Below are 16,226 nucleotides of genomic sequence, written 5' to 3' on the forward strand. Positions count from 1 at the left end.
CCTACCCATCTACCTCTAAGTCGGCACCAACTCGCCCGGACGCAGCTTCGCCCACTTACCCTGTTCTGCAACAAAGCTGTCGCAGCCGACTACGTCAAACTCCTGTTCAACCCCGTCATCGAGCATACGAATGTTGGCGTTGACCGTAGGATTCACTGCCTCGAAGTTGGGGGAATCAGTCAAATGAGGTTGTCTGTGCAGCTCTTCCACCGCGTGGTAAGTGGTGCAGCGATCGACGTAGTGGCAGTTTACACAAATGCACATAGCACGCCCCCGGCAGGAACACAGCAAGGTCAAAGCCGACATCTCCAGTCTAGCCAGCCCTCAGCTAAATGGCCGTCATTCTTAAGGCAGTCAAGGGCTTTTGCCGTAAAGGCGATGCGTTTTCTGGTAGTCTAGCTCAAGTTTTTTGAATGTCCCGGGCGGCCCAGCCCAGATGTTGCAAACTGAAAACCCAGCTTGGGTTTTCAGCTGTTCTCTGCGGGGCCAGGGTGTCAAGACTAAAAAACCCTGTTGTAATGAAAGAAATGAGGGTTCATTGAATCCAACGCTATCACCCTTCTCCCTCGCAGTGGCTTCTGAAAAATCGGCGCTTTCGCCAAAAACCTGGCCTTTCAGCGTGTCGCTACTGCCACAGCAAGCCTACCTGGTGGGGGGAAGTGTCAGAGATGCCCTGCTGCATCGCCAGGCCGACTATTTAGACCTCGACTTTGTGCTGCCTGAGCGGGCGATCGCCACCGCGAAGTCCATTGCCCAGCACTACAGCGCCGGTTTTGTGGTGCTCGACACTGAGCACCAGATTGCGCGGGTGGTGTTTCCCCATGCCACGGTTGACTTTGCCCAACAGGTGGGGCCAACGATTTACTCCGACCTGCATCGGCGCGACTTTACGATCAATGCGATCGCCTACAGTCCCCATAGCGAAACCCTGCTTGACCCCCTAGATGGCTGCGCCGATCTGGCCCGCAAAACCCTCTGCATGGTCGCTGCTGAAAACCTTAAAGACGATCCCCTGCGGCTGCTACGGGCCTACCGCCAGGCCGCTCAGCTAGGCTTTAGCCTCGATCCCACAACTCAGCAAACCATTCGCGGGCTGGCCCCGGCACTGGGGCGCATGGCGGCTGAGCGAGTGCGCGGCGAGCTAGACTGCCTGCTCAGTCAACCCGAGGGGTCTGTCCTGCTGGGTCTGGCCTGGCAGGACGGCCTACTGCAAGCCTGGCTGCCCGAGGTCGATCGCCTCCATCTGGACCGCCTGGCCACCATCGATCAACTGGCTGCCCAGTACCACGAGCGCTGGCCCGATTTTTCGTACCTGCTGCACAGCTGGGTCAAGGAACAGACCACCCCCGGCCTGCACCGCAGCTGGCTAAAGGCGGTCAAGCTCAGTCAGCTGCTGCCCCCTGACCTGACCAGTGCCGAGACGACCCTGGCAAAACTCAAATACAGCCGCGCCGAGCAGCAGGCGGTGCTAAGCATTCTTAGGGGCTGGCAGTACCTACATCAGCACCAGAGCGATACCCTCCTACTTCCTGGCCAGCAATATCAGTTATTCAAAACTGCCGGGGCGGGCTTTGGCGGCGTTGCCCTGCTGAGTCTGGCTTACGGCATGCCCGAGGCCTTGATTTTGCCGCTGGTGGAGCGATACCTCACTCCCAACGACCCCGTTGCTCATCCCCAACCTCTAGTTACAGGCAAAGACCTGGTGCAAGGACTTGCCCTCAAACCAGGTCCTAAAATTGGTGAACTGCTAGAGGCGGTTCATCTTGCCCAGGCTGAGGGGCTAGTGAGCAGCCGCGAAGAGGCCCTAGAGTGGGTCAAGCGGCAGCTCTAGCCCCAGGCGTTTAGCTACCTGAGGTAGCGTCAGAGGCAGGCTCAGCCGCTTCTTCAACGCTGGTTTCGGCTTCAGAGGCGTCAACTGCGTCGGGGGTCTCTTCAACGGTTACTTCGGGATCGGCCTTTTCAACAGCAGCTTCGGCGTCAACCTCTTCGCTGGTGGCTTCGGCGTCAGCAGGAGCTTCTGCCTCGGCGTCAACGGTGCCAGTGGTCTCTTCGGCGGCCGCTTCAGGGGCAATATCTTCGGCGCTAGGCTCTTCGGTTACCGCTTCAGAGTCGGCTTCTTCAACGGCAGTTTCTTCGGTCGCTGCTTCGGAGTCAACTTCTTCAGCGGTGGTTTCTTCAGTCGCCGCTTCAGCGTCAGATTCTTCGGTCAGAATGTCAGGGGTGGCGGCTTCGATCCCAGCCTCACGCTCGGCATCGAGTTCAGCTTCGATCGCCTCGACATCAACTACGGGAGCAGCATCAGGGGTGGCGGCTTCGATCCCAGCTTCGCGCTCGGCATCGAGTTCAGCTTCGATTGCTTCAACGTCAACCGTGGGGGTAGCGGCTTCGGTCTCAGGGGCAACGGCTTCAGTGTCTTCAGTTAACGTTTCGGCCTTGGGGTCTTCGGCCTGGACAGGCAGGCCTATTGCCAGGCCAGCGAGGGTGAGGCTACCGGCAGCGAGGGCAAGCTTACGGTAAATCGTCATCATGTCTCTCCTGAAAAAGCGTCTTCCAATGCGATGGGAGGTCAGCACTACAAATGTGCTACAAAAACTACTCCCAACGCTTGGTGAACTTATCACAGGGTTTGGGGCACAGCCAAAGGTGTTAAGAAAGAAGTATGAAGTTTTGATTAAGCGATTGGAATATCTTTGATTAAGGCTCCGGTCGGGAACTTCTGCCGCAGTCAAACCATCTAAGGGTGATCGTCTGCCGTCGCTTTAGTTAAGAAACATTAAAAAAGGCTACATTACCCAAGAAGGCAGTCTAAGCCGCAACCGCATTTTTTTGGGAATGCTGAGCATTGGTAAAGCTGGTTTCAACCGTTCTTTGATCAGCCTGAACTAACCCCGTCTACCCATTTCTTGCCACCCATGACTATTGCTTCAACTTCGACCCCTCAATACGGCGATCGCGCCATTCTTCAAGCCAACGTAGACCCGCTGGAGAAATGGCCCAACCCCTCGGAGAATGTTTATGTCATTCACCTAGAGCACCCAGAATTTACGGCGCTGTGCCCACGATCGGGCTACCCAGACTTTGGCACCATTGTGGTGGACTATTGCCCAGGGCCTTGGGTGGTGGAGCTAAAGGCGTTTAAGCTCTATATCAACAGCTTTCGCGATCAGCGCATCAGCCACGAAAACGCAGCCAACCAGATCGCCGATCGCCTGTGGAATGAGCTACAGCCCCAAGGGTTGCGGGTGATTGGCGACTACACCCGTCGCGGCGGCGTAAAGACAGTGATTACGGTCAAAAAGGGCAGCTGTGAGGAATTTGGGCCTTATACCCCCAATATGCTCTAAAGCTTGATCGGGCAGAAGCTAGGATTTTGAAGGCCGAAGCGTTCTGGGGGTATAGGGCGACAATTAGCTCAGATTGCTTAGGTCGTCGAGATCGTCAAGCAAGTCGTCAGAGTTGGATTTTGGTGCAGGCGTGTTGAGCAGGGCGTCAAGATCGAGATCGTTGGCGTTAAAGTCGTCGTCCAGGCTAAATTCATCGACTTGACCGCTGTCTGCTTCACCTTCTAATAGAGCAGCCAAGCCAAATTCCTCCTCACCTAACCCAGACGAGGCCGTCTCAGGAGCAAACTCATCTAAAGCAAACTCCGGGCTGGGTTCTGAAACAGGTTCGTTGAGTAGGGCGTTGAGATCGAGACTGTCAGCGCTAAAGTTGTCGTCTAGACTAAGTTCATCGATTTGACCGCTATCGGTTTCGTTTTCGAGCAGACCAGCTAAGCCAAAGTTACTTTCGTCTGATGTTGGTGCTGCCTCAGTCGTAAGCTCGTCTCCAACAAACTCGGAACTGGGTTCTAAGACAGGTTCATTGAGTAGGGCATTTAGATCGAGACTGTCGGCGTTAAAGTCGGTGTCTAGACCCAGATCATCGGTTTGACCACCGTATGTTTCATCTTCGAGCAGGCTAGCCAAGCCAAAATCGCTTTGATCCGATGACGGTGCTGCCTCAGTCGTAAGCTCATCTACAGCAAACTCGGAACTGGGTTCTGAGACAGGTTCATTGAGCAGGGTATTGAGATCGAGACTGTCGGCGTTAAAGTCGTTGTCTAGATCCAGAGCATCGGCCTGACCACCGTATGTTTCATCTTCGAGCAGGTTAGCCAAGCCAAAATCGCTTTGATCCGATGACGGTGCTGCCTCAGTTGCAAGCTCATCTACAGCAAATTCGGAACTAGGCTCTGAGACAGGTTCATTGAGATCGAGACTGTCAGCGCTAAAGTCGGTGTCTGGACCCAGAGCATCGGCTTGACCACTGTATGTTTCATCTTCAAGCAGACCAGCTAGGCCAAAGTCGTTGGCGTCTAGTGTCGGTGCTGCCTCGGGACCCAACTCGTCCACAACAAACTCGGAACTGGGCTCTGAAGCGGGGTCGTTGAGTAGGGCATTGAAATCGAGACTGTCAGCGTCAACCTCAGGCTCTAGGCCAAAATCGTCGATTTGGCTGTTGTCTGCTTCGCTCTCTTCGAGGCTGGCTAGGCTAAAGTCGCCCACTGCTGACCCTGGCGAGGGCGGCTCGGGGGAAAATTCGGCAGCGTCATCAAAATTCAGCTCAGATAGATCAGAGATGGTGTCTGGCTCTGATGTATTGAATGCATTTACGTTGAGCTCATCGCTGTCAATGTCAGTGCCTAGGCCCCAATCATCAACTTGATCACTAGCTGTCTCACTTTCCAGCATTACAGCCAGAGCTGGGTCTTCTTCATCTACTGCCGGTGAGGGCACTGCTGAGGAAAACTCGTTCATATCTAGGCTGATCTCGCTGTCCGCTATCAGAGCAGCTTCGTCGGCGATCGCAATTTCTGGCGGCATAGCCTCTTCGAGCATGGCCATGTCCAAATCAACCGCTGGCTCAGCAGCCATGGGGGCAGTCGGCTCCGGAAAAGGTGCGACTTGTAGTTGCAGACGGGCTTCGTAGGCCTGCTCAAGCTCCAGGGTGCGCTGGGTCAGCTCATCCTGGTAGTGCTCGATCTTCTCAGCTAGCTTTTGCTCGTACTCGACTCTGAGACTGTCCTCTAGCTCTCGGCGCAAATTGAGTTCTAGCTCTGCGGTGGAGGGGGCTAGATCAGCGGGCACTGAGTCACCGGATTGGGCCATCTGAAGCCGAGCCTCGTACTCTTGCTCCAATTGGGCCAGGCGTTGGGCTATGTCATCTTCGTATTCGGCTAGACGCTGGTCGTACTCAGCCTGAAGCCGAGCTTCGATCTCAGCGGTGTCAGGGGTACTCACGCTGGCTACAGCTGTCGGCTCTGGCACTAAGGCACCCAGGGAGAGCGCGCCAGGGGCCTGGGTCTGGCGAGTCTGCTCTTGGTCTTGGTAGTGGGCGATCGCCTCTGCCAGCCGCTGGTCATAGTCTTGCTGGGCCTGCGATCGCGCCTCCACCAGCTTGTCTTGTAGGTGCTGTTCGTAGGCTTGCTGAATCTTGGTAGCCGCTTCTTTGAGGCGGGTCTCGTACTGTTTGCGAATGCGCTGTTCAGTGGTGCTATCGGCATCGACGGAGGCACCGCCCATCACGCTCTGGCGGGTGCGGTACTCAGACTCTAGCTGGCCACGGCGCTCCTCAAACTGATCCTGATACTGCTCCATTTTCTCAGCAAGCTGAGCTTCGTAATCTTTTTGCAGCTGCTGAGTGGCGTTGCGTAGCCGCTGCTCGTGGGCTTTTTCTAACTCTTCTTGGCGCTTTTGGCTCTGCTGCAAGGCCTCGGTCAACTCATTTACCTGACTCTGGCGCAGGTAATACCCCACGATGATCGCCAGCAGCAGGCCGATTAAAGCAGCAACGATGAGCCCTTGCGTAAGTTGAGGCATGGTGTATCTTCCCCTGTAGAGTTCAAAGACGAGCCGTAGAGTATCCACGCCTGAGGGGCAGAAAACCAGCCGCCACCCCGCCTTTGCAGCCACTTTTCAGCCGCTAAATATTGACGATCAATGATATACGCTGCGCCCCGTTTGGGATCTCAGACTTTGCCCCACCTCGTGCAGGGCTAGGACTTTCCATAACAGATTATGACCGTGGAGAGAGCCACTCTGCGACCCTCTAGAGTCATCCTCTAGAATGAAGCTACGGTGTGTCGGTGGTGCAGTAAATATGAACCACAGCCACCGTAATTGTCCCATTACGTCTTTGCGTATGACCCAGTCTTCCCACCGCCCGCCTGCTGCTACCGATACCCCTGCGCCAAATCAAACTGAGGACGACGCCCTCAAGCTGGCCTACGCCATTGCGGCCGCCGCCGATGAGCGTAAAGCAGGCAACATCACGATTCTCCAGGTGGGAGATGTGTCGTACTTAGCTGATTATTTTGTGGTGGCCACCGGCTTTTCGGCTGTTCAAGTGCGCGCCATTACCCGCTCCATTGAGGCCACTCTCGAAAGCGACCACAACCGCCGTCCCCTGCGGGTTGAAGGTCAGGGTGAGGGCAGCTGGATCGTCATGGACTATGGTGAAGTCATTGCCCATATCTTCATGCCCGAAGCCCGAGACTACTACGATCTAGAAGCGTTTTGGGGTCATGCTAACCAAATTCTCTACCAGCCCTCAGGCCAACACTTTAGCTCAGCCCAGTTCTAAAACTGAACTGGGATTACCGCTTCACCCTTGCGGCCATTGTTCGTTGAGACACAAATTCCCGGTCAGCGATTCCTATTGGTAGGCAATTCGTTTAGGCTATAGCTAGATTTGCGTGTTGTCGGTGGCCATGCCTCAACGATGTCCAGTACCGGCTGAGCAACAGCCCATCAACGAATATCAGGACGTGCGCGAGTCCTGGTTTTATGGCTGGGGCAGCCGAGATCTAACAGGCTACCTCAAACCCGTTGCGATTCTTTGGCTTGTAGGCTGGGTTGTGGCTGGGCCTATGGCTGCCGCCAGCTTTGCTCCAGCAAAACATCCCCTTTCCTTCGGCCTCAGTGGAGCATTGGGGGCTATGGTACTGCCCGTGCTGGCCCTCCTTCAGCTCTATGTGGGGTGGGCCCACGTGGGCGGACGCCTGCGGCAGACCACCGTACCCTACGAAGAGTCGGGCTGGTACGACGGTCAGCTCTGGGTCAAACCCGAAGAGGTCTCAAACCGCGATCGCCTGATCGTCGATTATGAGGTACAGCCCGTCCTCCAGCGCATTCGCCGCACGCTGGGAGTCATGGCCCTGCTGCTCGCCCTGGGGCTAATTGCCTGGCCCCTGGTATAGTTGTCATCGCCGCTACATCACCGTTGTACACCACCTCAGAGCGTCCCTATGACCAGCAGTCGGGTTAATCGCCACCAAACCAAAGAGCTAGAAATTCAGCTGCTGCGGGAGGGCATTGTAGAGGCTACCCACCTGGCCCACGTAGCAGTATGCGACGATCGAGGGCGCACCTTATCGGTGGCGGGCAATGGCGAGCTAGGTACCTTTATTCGCTCTGCCCTCAAACCATTTCAGGCCCTAGCGGTGACTGCAGCCGGAGCGCTAGAGCGCTACAGCCTTGGCGATCGCGACCTAGCCATCATGTGCGGCTCTCACCAGGGGACCATCGAGCAGGCGCGTCAGGCCTTCCACATTCTCTGGCAGGCTGATCTCGACCCCACGGCCCTGCGCTGTCCAATTCCGGCCGGTAAGAAAAGCCCCCTTGAGCACAATTGCTCAGGCAAGCACGCCGGTATGCTAGCCGTCTGTCAGCAGCGCAACTGGCCCCTAGCAACCTATCTCGATCGCAGCCACCCAGTACAAAAGCTGATCCTGACCCGCATTTCAGAGCTGCTGGGCATGCCCTCTGACGAGTTTATCTGCGCCCATGACGACTGCGGTGCTCCCACCTACTTCATGCAGCTGAGCCAGATGGCTTCCCTGTTTGCCATGCTCTCCTCGGGCAACAGCCTCGACATGGAGCGCATTGTCCGGGCCATGATTAGCCACCCCGACATGGTGGGCGGCCCTGGCAGCTTCGACACCACGCTGATGAATCTTACCCATGGGGCTCTGGTCAGCAAATCGGGGGCCGAAGGCATTCAGTGCATTGGGCGGGTGGGTGAAGGTCTAGGCCTGTCGATCAAGGTAATCGACGGGGCGAAGCGAGCCAAGTATGCTACCGCAATCTTTACCCTGCGGCAACTCGGCTGGATCACCCCCACAGTGGCCGACACCCTGGCCGAAACCTATATGAAAGTTGGCGATTTTACGCGGCTTGATGTTGTCGGCGATCTGCCTATGATGTACTAGCTAGCCGCAGTCATGTCCTTTCGCCTCTGGGGACATTACCTAGTAGGGCAGCTTACCTGTGAGGACAGACGACTGCACTCAGGAAACGACTCTGTGCCGCTATTCAACCGCCTCAGCCGCCTTAGAGAACAGACACGCAAACAATTTCTGAAGAAATTTGATTGAAAAAGAAAATTAGATTGTTATCCGAGAACATTTAGCGCTATATTGAATAAGCCGACGCGGGGTAGAGCAGTCTGGTAGCTCGTCGGGCTCATAACCCGAAGGTCCATGGTTCAAATCCATGCCCCGCCACCAAAACAAAAATAGGGTTCCTAGCTATAGCTAGGAACCCTATTTTTGTTAGAGCCACCTTGGCCAACGCGTCCTCAATGGGCGATAGTGATTTTTGTTCATCCCGTCGAGGCCGGCACCGATGGCTCAGCCCAAGATTATTGTTTTAGACGACGACCCTACCGGTTCTCAAACGGTGCATAGCTGCCTGCTGCTGATGCGGTGGGACGTAGACACTCTGCGCCAGGGGCTGCGCGATGACTCACCAATTTTCTTTGTGCTGACCAACACCCGCGCGCTCACTGCCGCCGCTGCTGAGCAGGTGACCCGCGAGGTTTGCCAGCATCTCAAGCAGGCGATCGCCCTCGAAGGCATTCAGGATTTTCTTGTTGTCAGTCGCTCCGACTCAACCCTACGGGGCCACTATCCGGTGGAGACCGATGCGATCGCCCAAGAACTTGGCCCCTTCGACGCCCACTTCTTGGTGCCCGCCTTTTTTGAAGGAGGCCGCATCACCCGCGACAGTGTCCATTACTTGATGGTGGATGGCGTACCCACTCCCGTGCACGAGACCGAGTTCGCCAAAGATTCGGTGTTTGGCTACAGCACCAGCTATCTACCCGACTACGTCGCCGAAAAAACCGCTGGGCGCATCCCGGCTGCATCTGTAGAACGCTTTACCCTTGAGAATATTCGGGGGGGTTCGCTAGAGCGGCTGATGACCCTAGAGCACAACGTCTGCTGTGCTGTGGATGGCGAAACCCAAGCTGACCTAAACCAGTTCGCCCAGGATTTGCTTGCGGCCGCTGCCCAGGGCAAAAAGTTTCTGTTTCGCAGCGCTGCCAGCATTCTCACGGCCCTAGCCGCCCTACTGCCCCAGCCCATCGATGCTAGTCACATGCGTACCTACGTGCGCGGTGGCCGCCCCGGAGCCATCATTGTCGGCTCTCATGTGAAGAAAACTACCCAGCAGCTTGAGCAGCTCTTACAGGAACCCGGAGTGACCGGTATCGAAGTGGACGTGGCACAGCTCCGAGACGGGGAGCCTGGTCATCACAAAGCGGTGCTAGAGGATATTCTTAACCAGGTAAACAAGGCCCACGAAGTTGGCCAAGTGCCCGTGGTCTACACTAGCCGCCAGGAACTCGCCTTCGACACCGTTCAGGCCCGGCTCGACTTTGGTGTCGAAGTCTCTTCCTTACTAATGGATGTAATTAAAGGATTACCCAGCGATATTGGGTTCCTCATCAGCAAGGGCGGCATCACCTCCAACGACACCCTCAGCACTGGGTTAGCGTTGCGTACCGCCCGGCTACTTGGCCAAATTCTACCTGGAGTCTCTGCCGTGCGCACCCCCGCTGATCACCCCCAGTTTCCTGATCTGCCAGTGGTGCTTTTCCCCGGCAATGTGGGAGACGAGAGGGCTCTGACGCTGACCTATCAACGATTGGTGGGCCAATAGGAGAGAAGAGGAGATACTGCGGTAAGGAGCAGTTAAGCCCGATAGGAAGGCAATCTGATAACAGAATTCTCCATCTTTCTCATCTCCTGAGCCCTCAACGCCCCGCCTCCTGGCGCTCCTCCCGTAGATCAACGATTAGCTGTGCTAGCTGATCGCTGTTGGTGTGGTAGACCTCATTGCAAAAATGACAGATGGCTTCAGCCCCGTTATCTGTTTCAATCATGTCTTGCAGCTCATCTTCGCCCAGCATCTTGAGCGCCCTCAGCATGCGATCGAACGAGCAGGGACAGGAAAACTGCACCATTTGAGTTTCAGGCAAAATTTCTAGGCCCAGATCGCCTACCAGCTCATCAAAGATCTGAGGCAACGTCTTGTTGGCTCGCAGCAGGGGGGTAAAGCCGGTCAATCCGGCCAGACGACTTTCAATTAGAGCCACCATTTCGGTATCTTCGGCAGCACGGGGCAAAATTTGCAGCAGCAGGCCCCCGGCTGCCTCAACCCCATTGGCGCCTACAAATACACCTAGTATCAGGGCCGAGGGGGTTTGCTCAGAACTCACCAGGTAGTGGGTGAGGTCATCACCAATTTCCCCTGAGACTAGCCCAACGGTGCTGGAGTAGGGGTAGCCGTAGCCCATATCGCGAACTACATAGACGTAGCCGTTGCGGCCTACAGCCCTGCCGACATCGAGTTTGCCCTGGGCATTGGGGGGCAGCTCCACAGCAGGGTTGTCCACATAGCCACGGGCAGTGCCATCCATACCGGCATCTACCAAAACGCCGCCTAGGGGACCATCTCCCCGCACGCGAATGTTTACCCGGCCCTGGGGTTGTTTCATGCTGGAGGCCAACAGCAGACCCGCCGAAAGGGTACGACCCAGGGCAGCGGTCGCTACGTAGGAGAGGTTGTGGCGCTGCCGAGCCACCTCAGTGAGTTTAGTCGTGATAACGCCTACCACCCGTACACCGCCATCGGCGGCGGTAGCCCGAATCAGTTGATCTACCATGCGCTGCCCCAGTCTTCACTTAATATTGCTTATTAATTATTGTAAGAGGTTTGGGAGGGCGGGTTTAGGGCAGTTTACCCACCTCTAGGAGAGAGCTTGTTTGCCGCCTCTGTGCCCACATCCCATCGGGTTTCTTTTGGCATACTGAGAGGTGTTGTTTGCGGGCCACCGTCACTCTATGCTAGGCACATTTCAGCACAGCCACCTCCGCATCGAAGTCAATGCCAACCACGAGCATATTCAGGCCAGCTTGGTGCAGCCCAGTCAGTTTCGCCGATGGCTTTGGCCCCAGCAGTTTAGCCAGGGATTGCCCGGCAAGATCCATAGTGGGCTGAGCTTTAACAGTTACCTTGGCCCAGTCGAAATTCACCACGACGTCAAACAGGTAGACGACCACAGCCTTTACATGGTGCTATCTGGCGGAATTGATGGCTTCCATGAATGGTACTGGGGTGATCAGTGGGTGCAGTCGCGACTGGAGGGTGTGTCGGCTCTGCCTTTGAATCTCGGTCAAAGTCTGGCGATGGCGCGGCTACGGCAGTTTTTGCAGCAGTCTGACCTTTGACGCCTGCTAAGCACCCAAAAGCAATCACGCTAAAGGCACCTGCCCCAGCACTTGCACTAGTTCGTCTAAAAACTGGCCTTGGGCTTTAATGATGCGTCTCTTGGCCTCTTCTAGTTCAAACCAGGCGGCTTGGTCCACCTCGGGAAACTCCCGTAGCACGCCAGAGTTGGGTGGCCATTCTAGAATGAAGGTATTGCTGTGCAGATCTGCAGGGTTGAAGTTGCCCTCAAAGGCCCAAGCAAAGACTAGCTTACCCCCAGCCTGGCGTACCGGCTGTAGAGGGCGAAAGCTGCCGGTCGGAACTTGCCCAGTTTCTTCTAAAAACTCGCGCTTGGCGGCTTCAAAGGTGTCTTCTCCAGGGTCAATTTCGCCCTTGGGAATTGTCCAGGCTTGCCAACGGCGATTAGCCCAGTAAGGTCCACCTGAGTGCACCAACAGCACCTCCAGCTGGGAATCCTGGGTTCTATACATGAGTAGCCCTGCGCTTTTTTTAGCCATGGCAGCGATCGCGCCACACCTCAGCCCACCTAGCCAGACTTGGGCATGTCTTCCTTAAATGATTAGCAGTTACAACCTTAGACAAGGAACTCATTGGACTATCCGATTTTAGCTGGCGAGTCCAAAAACACTTACTTTGGCCCGTCATTAGTTTTCCCAAAGTGCCCTGGGGCAGCCTTAAACCAGCTCTAAACCGAGTCAATGAACCAAAAACATTTTGGAAAACCGGCTAGAGGTCAGTGGCTCGCCCTAGCATATTTATAGCCCAGGTCCAACGAATTAAAACTGCTTTAGGTTCTTAACAGAATTAGCAACGTTAACTATGCCTTATCACTGCGATCTTAGCCCTGGCCAAAAGATATATCTTGACAACCCCGGTTCCATCACCCTCATTACCCTAGCCAGCGCTGGTGCTGGCCAACAGCAGCAGTCCAGCACTCAGGTGCATACGGGCCCATGGACGGAGATACCCCAAATAGTTAGGGCAGGCAACGGGGCGCTCCTGCGCTGTGTTACGGCCCAGGGCACGTTTTTCTGGCAAATCCGGGGTATGCAGATTGAAGTCGCATCTGCCACGGATTGGGCTACCGACCAGGCCACTCCCATGCAGGCAGCCGAGGTTGGTCCTTCTCCAATCACCTCAATGCCGCCCATGCCACCCATGGCTCCAATGCAGATGGGCGACATGCAGATGTCACTCAACCCTATGACCCTGCGCATGGGCAAGATGACCCTCGGGTTGGACACGTCGACGGTTAACACCCGGAAATTTTGTACTCAGTGCGGGGCTGCGATCGCCTTGGGCGATCGGTTTTGCGGCAGCTGTGGCCATCAACTGCCTTAGCCTTTTACACCATTAAAAAATGGGGGAATGCTTCCTCCATCTACGTCAACAATCCTGATAATGGAGTCTAGACCCTAAACCACCAGCTTGTCCCGGTGGTTTGGGGTTTTGCGCTAGACGACTGTCTTGGCATTTTCAACTTGGGCGGCTCGCTCACGATCGACAGCAAAGAACGTGGCATAAAACCACCCTGCTAGCAGCGCCCCTAGAATAGGTGCTACCCAGAATAGCCACAGCTGGGCAAACAGCGGACCACCGACAAACAGAGCCGGACCTGTGCTGCGAGCGGGATTCACAGAGGTATTGGTCACCGGAATACTAATTAGGTGAATTAGCGTCAGCGCCAGACCAATCGCCACTGGGGCTAGGCCTACTGGAGCACGAAGGTCAGTGGCCCCCAAGATGATCATCAAGAAAAAGAAGGTCATTACCACTTCACACACGAAGCAGGCCAATAGGCTAAAGCCACCGGGCGAGTGAGCCCCAAAACCATTAGTCGCCAAAGGATTGCCCACAGAGGGGTCAATGGCAAATCCCGGCTGCCCAGTGGCAATAATGTAGATGATGCCAGCCCCCAAAATGCCTCCCAACACCTGGGACACAATATAGGGCAGCAGTTCGCTACTGGGAAACCGTCCCCCGGCCCACAGCCCAAAGGACACTGCCGGATTGAGATGACAGCCTGAGATGTGGCCAATTGCGTAGGCCATAGTCAGCACTGTCAGGCCAAACGCCAGTGAAACGCCCAAAAAGCCGATGCCTAGGTTAAAGGCACCGCTGCTGTCTAAAAACTTACCTGCCAGCACGGCACTGCCACAACCGCCCAGCACCAACCAAAACGTACCAAAAAATTCAGCTACACAACGCTTTACGAGAGGCATTGCTTACCACTCCTACCAGTGAAGTTTACCAAGCCGATTGGTATTGTTCGATACAGATCGCGATCGGCAATCCAATCTCTGTCGGCAAGACTACCGCAAGACTATAAAAGTTTGATAAGGCCAAGGAGCACCAAACCCCTCTTGCAATTGCCACGCCCATTCCCGTAGCCTGTTACCCTGGGATAGGCACGACGCCTTGGCGCCGCAGATGTTTTCAGTGGGGGCTCCCCAATAGGTCACCGGTCTTAGCGTCGTTAACCCTCAGGATCGTTAAGCAACACAGCACTCGCCATGGGAATGCAAGTTTGGCCAGGTCGTCCCCATCCCCTGGGTGCCACTTGGGATGGCATGGGCACCAACTTCGCCCTATTTTCAGAAAATGCCACAGGAGTTGACCTTTGTCTATTCGATGCGGCTGATCAGGAAACCCGCATTCCTTTAACTGAGGTTGATAACTACGTATGGCACAGCTATTTAGTTGGGGTGGGGCCTGGGCAGCGCTATGGCTTTCGGGTACAGGGACCCCATCATCCTAAGGGTGGGCAGCGGTTCAACCCCTACAAGCTGCTAATTGATCCCTACGCCAAGGCCGTAGACGGTGATGTACAGTTTGACCCTGCTATTTTTGGCTATGACCTAGATGCAACCAACAATCTCGAAAACCTCGACTTGTCGTTTTCTGAGGTCGATAGCGCCCCGTTTATGCCTAAGGCTGTGGTGATTGACCCAAGCTTTGATTGGGAGGGCGATCGCCCCCTCGACACCCCTTGGCATCGCACTATCATCTACGAAATCCACGTCAAGGGTCTCACCCAGCGCCATCCAGACATCCCAGAACCGCTACGAGGGACCTACGCTGGGCTGGCTCATCCAGCCATGATTGACCACCTCAGTAGCTTGGGCATTACCGCCGTAGAGCTACTACCTGTCCACCACTTCCATGCTTATCCAGGGCATCTAGCTAACACAGGGCTGCGCAATTACTGGGGCTACGACTCACTCAGCTACCTGGCTCCCTACGGCGGCTATAGCAGCGCTGGGCAGACCGGTGGGCAGGTCAACGAGTTTAAGCAGATGGTTAAAGCGCTACATCAGGCCGGCATTGAAGTCATTTTAGACGTGGTCTACAACCACACCGGCGAGGGCAGCCACCTAGGGCCAACCATCAGTCTGCGAGGCATCGACAACGCAGCTTACTATCGCCTTGTCGAAGATGCTCCCCGCTACTATATGGACTTCACCGGCTGCGGCAACTCCCTCAATGTGCGCCATCCTCAAGTGCTCAAGCTGATTATGGATAGCTTGCGCTATTGGGTGCTGGAGATGCACGTCGATGGTTTTCGCTTTGACCTCGCCTCAGCCCTGGCTCGAGAACTGTACGAAGTTGACAGCTTGGCGGCATTCTTCGACATCATTCACCAGGATCCGGTGCTGTCCACTATCAAGCTGATCGCCGAACCTTGGGATTTGGGGGAGGGGGGCTATCAGGTGGGCAACTTTCCGCTGCTGTGGTCGGAGTGGAACGGCAAATACCGCGATTCAATGCGCGACTTTTGGCGCGACCACGACTGTCGCCTGGGCGAGTTTGCCTTCCGGGTTACCGGCAGTTCTGACCTGTACAAGGCCAATGGCAAACGTCCCCACGCCAGCGTTAACTTCATCACCTGTCACGACGGCTTTACTCTACGAGATTTGGTGAGCTACAACGAGAAGCATAATTTGGCTAACCACGAAAACAATCGCGACGGCGAGAGCTATAACCGCTCTTGGAACTGCGGGGCCGAGGGTGAAACTGACAACCCAACCATTCTGGCCCTGCGGCACAAGCAGCAGCGCAACTTGCTGGCTACGCTGCTTCTCTCCCAGGGGGTTCCCATGCTGCTCGGTGGTGATGAGCTCGGCCGTACGCAGCAGGGCAACAACAATACTTACTGCCAAGACAGCGCGTTGTCCTGGTTCGACTGGAACTTAACTCCCTTAGGACATGAGCTGCTGTCGTTTACCAGCCAGCTGATTCAGCTGCGCCAAACCCACCCATCCTTTGCCCGGCGTCACTGGTTTCAGGGGCGGGCGATTCACGGGTCAGGGGTTCACGACATCGGTTGGTACAATCCTGACGGCAGCGAAATTACAGACAACCAGTGGTACGGCGGCTCGGCCAAGGCAATTACGGTGTTCCTCAACGGTGAAGAGCTAATGGGCTTTGAGGCCCAGGGTCAGCGGCTGGAGGACGATAGCTTCTTGCTATTTTTTAATGCCCAATCGGATGCTCAAGATTTTTGTGTGCCACCCATGCTCAAAAACCAGTCTTGGTCAATGGTGATCAATACTGAACAGCCTACTGGCTTCGTGAACGATAGGCAGATTTACAAACCCGGAGAAGCGATCGCCGTGGCTGACTTCTCGCTAGTCGTACTCACTAGTCCCAAACCCACGTTGGGTTAAG

15 protein-coding genes and 1 tRNA gene are annotated in these 16,226 nt (G+C 55.5%); 10 read left to right on the forward strand and 6 right to left on the reverse strand.

Features of this window, described 5'->3' with window-relative positions; all coding sequences use genetic code 11:
* Positions 1-15 precede the first annotated feature (15 nt).
* On the reverse strand, positions 16-264 hold the full coding sequence (locus NC979_RS13805; RefSeq protein WP_190514946.1) for a Ycf34 family protein: 249 nt from the start codon (positions 262-264) through the stop codon (positions 16-18).
* Positions 265-571: 307 nt separating this feature from the next.
* On the opposite strand from NC979_RS13805, the gene NC979_RS13810 reads away from it, so the two are divergent.
* Positions 572-1,831 carry a tRNA nucleotidyltransferase/poly(A) polymerase-related protein gene (locus NC979_RS13810; protein WP_347403886.1) on the forward strand — a complete coding sequence of 420 codons (1,260 nt, stop codon included), beginning with the start codon at positions 572-574 and terminating at the stop codon, positions 1,829-1,831.
* 10 nt (positions 1,832-1,841) lie between these two features.
* On the opposite strand, the gene NC979_RS13815 is transcribed toward NC979_RS13810, so the two are convergent.
* Complete coding sequence (locus NC979_RS13815) at positions 1,842-2,525, reverse strand: hypothetical protein (protein WP_206755235.1); 684 nt, start codon at positions 2,523-2,525, stop codon at positions 1,842-1,844.
* 387 nt (positions 2,526-2,912) lie between these two features.
* On the opposite strand from NC979_RS13815, the gene queF reads away from it, so the two are divergent.
* Complete coding sequence (gene queF, locus NC979_RS13820; RefSeq protein ID WP_190514949.1) at positions 2,913-3,344, forward strand: preQ(1) synthase; 432 nt, start codon at positions 2,913-2,915, stop codon at positions 3,342-3,344.
* 63 nt (positions 3,345-3,407) lie between these two features.
* Here the strand turns inward: queF and NC979_RS13825 are convergent, their stop codons facing one another.
* Positions 3,408-5,861: a coiled-coil domain-containing protein gene (locus NC979_RS13825; RefSeq protein ID WP_190514950.1), complete on the reverse strand. Its 2,454-nt coding sequence runs from the start codon at positions 5,859-5,861 to the stop codon at positions 3,408-3,410.
* A 322-nt stretch (positions 5,862-6,183) separates the two neighbouring features.
* Here NC979_RS13825 and rsfS point away from each other — a divergent pair, with 322 nt between their 5' ends.
* The 5 genes from rsfS to NC979_RS13850 all read left to right on the forward strand — a co-directional run bounded on the left by rsfS (position 6,184) and on the right by NC979_RS13850 (position 9,986).
* Positions 6,184-6,624, forward strand: a complete 441-nt coding sequence (gene rsfS / locus NC979_RS13830) for a ribosome silencing factor (RefSeq protein ID WP_190514951.1) — start codon at positions 6,184-6,186, stop codon at positions 6,622-6,624.
* Between the two features lie 127 nt (positions 6,625-6,751).
* Positions 6,752-7,240, forward strand: coding sequence for a CGLD27 family protein (locus tag NC979_RS13835; RefSeq protein WP_190514952.1), 489 nt, complete (start codon positions 6,752-6,754; stop codon positions 7,238-7,240).
* Between the two features lie 48 nt (positions 7,241-7,288).
* Positions 7,289-8,251 (forward strand): asparaginase, encoded by a 963-nt coding sequence (locus tag NC979_RS13840; RefSeq protein WP_190514953.1) that lies wholly within the window; start codon positions 7,289-7,291, stop codon positions 8,249-8,251.
* Positions 8,252-8,471: 220 nt separating this feature from the next.
* Positions 8,472-8,548, forward strand: a tRNA-Met gene (locus NC979_RS13845).
* A gap of 118 nt (positions 8,549-8,666) precedes the next feature.
* Positions 8,667-9,986, forward strand: a complete 1,320-nt coding sequence (locus NC979_RS13850; protein WP_190514954.1) for a four-carbon acid sugar kinase family protein — start codon at positions 8,667-8,669, stop codon at positions 9,984-9,986.
* A gap of 94 nt (positions 9,987-10,080) precedes the next feature.
* Here the strand turns inward: NC979_RS13850 and hslO are convergent, their stop codons facing one another.
* Positions 10,081-10,992, reverse strand: coding sequence for an Hsp33 family molecular chaperone HslO (gene hslO, locus NC979_RS13855; protein WP_190514955.1), 912 nt, complete (start codon positions 10,990-10,992; stop codon positions 10,081-10,083).
* A 178-nt stretch (positions 10,993-11,170) separates the two neighbouring features.
* Between hslO and NC979_RS13860 the strand changes: the two genes are divergently transcribed.
* A complete protein-coding gene (locus NC979_RS13860) occupies positions 11,171-11,557 on the forward strand; it encodes a hypothetical protein (protein WP_190514956.1) in 387 nt (128 codons plus the stop codon).
* A 24-nt stretch (positions 11,558-11,581) separates the two neighbouring features.
* Here NC979_RS13860 and NC979_RS13865 read toward each other — a convergent pair whose 3' ends face one another.
* On the reverse strand, positions 11,582-12,055 hold the full coding sequence (locus tag NC979_RS13865) for an NUDIX hydrolase (RefSeq protein WP_190514957.1): 474 nt from the start codon (positions 12,053-12,055) through the stop codon (positions 11,582-11,584).
* 322 nt (positions 12,056-12,377) lie between these two features.
* On the opposite strand from NC979_RS13865, the gene NC979_RS13870 reads away from it, so the two are divergent.
* Positions 12,378-12,899 (forward strand): zinc ribbon domain-containing protein, encoded by a 522-nt coding sequence (locus NC979_RS13870; RefSeq protein WP_190514958.1) that lies wholly within the window; start codon positions 12,378-12,380, stop codon positions 12,897-12,899.
* A gap of 113 nt (positions 12,900-13,012) precedes the next feature.
* Here the strand turns inward: NC979_RS13870 and aqpZ are convergent, their stop codons facing one another.
* Positions 13,013-13,780, reverse strand: a complete 768-nt coding sequence (gene aqpZ, locus NC979_RS13875; RefSeq protein ID WP_190514959.1) for an aquaporin Z — start codon at positions 13,778-13,780, stop codon at positions 13,013-13,015.
* 291 nt (positions 13,781-14,071) lie between these two features.
* Here aqpZ and glgX point away from each other — a divergent pair, with 291 nt between their 5' ends.
* The gene (gene glgX, locus NC979_RS13880) at positions 14,072-16,225 is read left to right on the forward strand and encodes a glycogen debranching protein GlgX (protein ID WP_190514960.1); all 2,154 of its coding nucleotides are present in this window, start codon (positions 14,072-14,074) and stop codon (positions 16,223-16,225) included.
* Position 16,226 lies beyond the last annotated feature (1 nt).

The organism is Leptolyngbya subtilissima AS-A7 (genome assembly GCF_039962255.1).
In the GTDB taxonomy this organism is placed as follows: domain Bacteria; phylum Cyanobacteriota; class Cyanobacteriia; order Phormidesmidales; family Phormidesmidaceae; genus Nodosilinea.